This is a genomic window from Streptomyces sp. NPDC059900 (assembly GCF_050270335.1).
GTDB lineage: Bacteria > Actinomycetota > Actinomycetes > Streptomycetales > Streptomycetaceae > Streptomyces.
This window is the reverse complement of the sequence record NZ_JBNNJZ010000859.1, coordinates 1-2,580: the sequence shown is the minus strand read 5'-3', so window position 1 is coordinate 2,580 and position 2,580 is coordinate 1. Positions and strand designations below refer to the sequence as shown.

3 protein-coding genes and 1 pseudogene are annotated in these 2,580 nt (G+C 71.6%); 3 read left to right on the top strand and 1 reads right to left on the bottom strand.

Annotated elements, in window-relative coordinates; genetic code table 11:
* Nucleotides 1–215, bottom strand: a pseudogene (locus ACQKIP_RS44990) (hypothetical protein); the annotation flags it as partial.
* Between the two features lie 401 nt (nt 216–616).
* On the opposite strand from ACQKIP_RS44990, the gene ACQKIP_RS44985 reads away from it, so the two are divergent.
* From ACQKIP_RS44985 to ACQKIP_RS44975, 3 genes are all read left to right on the top strand, one after another.
* Entirely contained in the window at nt 617–1,060 is a 444-nt protein-coding gene (locus tag ACQKIP_RS44985; protein WP_365853688.1) for a hypothetical protein, read from the top strand.
* Nucleotides 1,061–1,391: 331 nt separating this feature from the next.
* Nucleotides 1,392–1,799: a rodlin gene (locus ACQKIP_RS44980; RefSeq protein WP_361190105.1), complete on the top strand. Its 408-nt coding sequence runs from the start codon at nt 1,392–1,394 to the stop codon at nt 1,797–1,799.
* 254 nt (nt 1,800–2,053) lie between these two features.
* Entirely contained in the window at nt 2,054–2,488 is a 435-nt protein-coding gene (locus tag ACQKIP_RS44975; protein ID WP_365853690.1) for a DUF6299 family protein, read from the top strand.
* Nucleotides 2,489–2,580: the final 92 nt, after the last annotated feature.

The following is a 2,580-nucleotide window of genomic DNA, read 5'->3' as shown; positions in this document are numbered from 1 at the left end:
CACTCCCTGCTGTTGCCCAGCGCGGCGTTCTTAATGTTACGCCGAACAACGCGAAGTTCCGACACGGTCTCGTCGGCCGCGCATTTTGCGTTCTTCCGCCGGCGCAGCAGTGTGCGCGCCATCCGGTCGGTCGCCGCCGAACGCGACGAGCGGTCCTGATCCGGATCCGGGCCCCGGGGACGCCGGGGCGTGCGGTGCGGAAGGCCTTTCACCATGAAGCTTTTCTCCTCGTGCCTGAGAAAAAGCCGGGTCGCCGCAAAATTAAGCTGATCATGAGCGACCGGCAACTTGTCCGCCCGCCGTCCGTGCCCCGCCCGCAGGTCGCCGTGAAGCTGCCGAGGGCGCGGGACGCCGCCGCGGGCCGCGCGGGTCCGGCGCGCCCGGAAGGGCGCGATCAGGGGGCCATCGGCGGGGCGCGACCGACTGGGGGCCCGGCAGGTTTGCCGCGCGCCGCACGGGAGACAAGAGGGCGCGCCGGAGGATGCGCACCCGGCGGACCCCGACCGCTCCGCAGGCCCAGAGGCATGCAGGCCGGCGCACCGAGGCCGCGCGATCACCCGGCATGTACGGCCCACGGTAAACGGGCCCCCTTCCGCCCCCGGAAACGGAGTAATCGATGACGGTCATGGCCGACACGACGACGGGTGAACAGCTGGCCCAGGGCCTGCTGGAGGACGTACACGACGAGCGCAAGCGGGCCGCGACCCGCCTCCTGGGCGCCCACCACGACGGCGTATGGCTGCGACGCTTCACCGGCGACCTGGATCTCGCGGCCGCCGCCGGACAGCCCCTGGTCGACCGCAGCGGCACCTGCCCGGCCGTGGACTGGTCGGCGGTCAGGAAGCTCAGACTCTCCCTGGGCTGGTCGCGCCGTGCCTCGGCGGACGACCTGGCCGTCCTCGAATTCGCCTGCTCGCTGCTGGGCTCGGGCGCCGTCGAGCTCCGCCACGTCATGCAGACCGTGGACCGGGAAACGTTCCGGCTGCTCCTGCGGGCGATGGAAGAAGCCGCTCACGCCGACAGCCCCGGCCCGCGCACCCAAGTGGTCCTGAGCGCCTGATACGACGTCACACATGTGCCTCCGGCCGCCGCCGCGACCTCACGCGGTGCGCGGCTCGGACCCGACCCCCAGGGGTGTGCCCCGTCGCGCCGGACGGGGCACAATAGTGGCTGCACAGCTGCCGCGCCGGACTGGCCGGACGCGGCCGCCCCCGCCCACCCGGCGTCCGGCGGAAACGGACGGCGGCAGGCCATCCGGATGCACCGGTCAGATGATCGCCGTCAGCTCCGCTCCCGCGACACCCTGCCAATGGGCGAATATGCCCGGACGCAGGACCCGGACGCGGTACTGATTCATGTCACCAGACCAATGCTTCCCTACCTGGAGTGACATGCGCATCCCTGCCTTCCCGCTGGCTCTCAGCCTCGCCGCCCTCACGCTGGCCGGCACCGCCGGGAACGCGGCCGCCATCGGCGACGATGACGGCACCACCAGCAGCAGCGGCAACAACGCCGGACAGGCGTACGGCAACAGCAGCACCCACGGCAGCCAGAGCCCGCAGCTCTCGGCGGTCCAGGGCTCGCTGAACAAGCTCTGCGCCGGTATCCCCGTCAAGGCCAATGTGGGATCCCTCGTCGGCATCCTCGTGCCCGTTGCCGTGCAGGACATCCCCGTCCTGTCCGCACCGCAGAACCAGCAGTGCACCGAGAACTCCACGCAGGCCAAGGGCGACGAGCCGCTCTCGCACCTCGTCAGCGACATCCCGGCCCTGTCCGGCAACGGCACGGCCAACGGATAACTCCCGCAGCCGTACCGCGCCGGCTGCCAGGAGGCATCTCCCCCTGGCAGCCGGCGCCCGGGCACAGCAGACTGCCCGGCGTCACCCGTATCCCGTTGCCCGCGGGATGGACCGGCTCCGGCTGCCGCAAGGCGAAGTTCTCAACTCTCCGTGCCGTTCGCGCAGTTCTCCGCGATGAACAGCGAGCTCACCGCGGGCGGAAGGCCCACCTCGCACTCCCGTCATCCCGTCTCTCCTGACCCAAGAGGCCACCCATGTCACTGCGCCAGGCCACCACGGCCCTCGCCGCTTCCCTGCTGCTGTGCGCCGCCCCGGCCGCCGCCGCATCCGAACCCGCGCCCGCCGCTCCGAACGAGAGCATCACCGTCAACCCCACCGGCCGCATCGCCTCGGACGGCACCGTCACCCTCTCCGGCACCTACCGCTGTACGAGCGGTTCCGGCCCCATCCTCGTGTCTTCCTCCCTGGCCCAGGACAATCCCCGCGTCCGCCACAGCGTCGGCGGAACCCGCGCCACCTGCGACGGCCAGCAGCACACCTGGACCAACACCGGACGCCCCTCCACCGCCCCCCGGCCGGGCACCGCCAACGTCGAAGCCACCGTGATGGAACTGGACCTGCGCAGCGGCCTCCCCCTGCCCCGCTTCCACGCCATGCAGCGGCAGGACGTCACCCTCACGCGGGGCTGACAGCGCAGGTCAGGTGCTCCCACGGCGTCCGTCGCCCCGGGGAGCGGGCCGGGCACCCCTGTGATCCGTTCAGTTTGCCGACAGCAAAACAG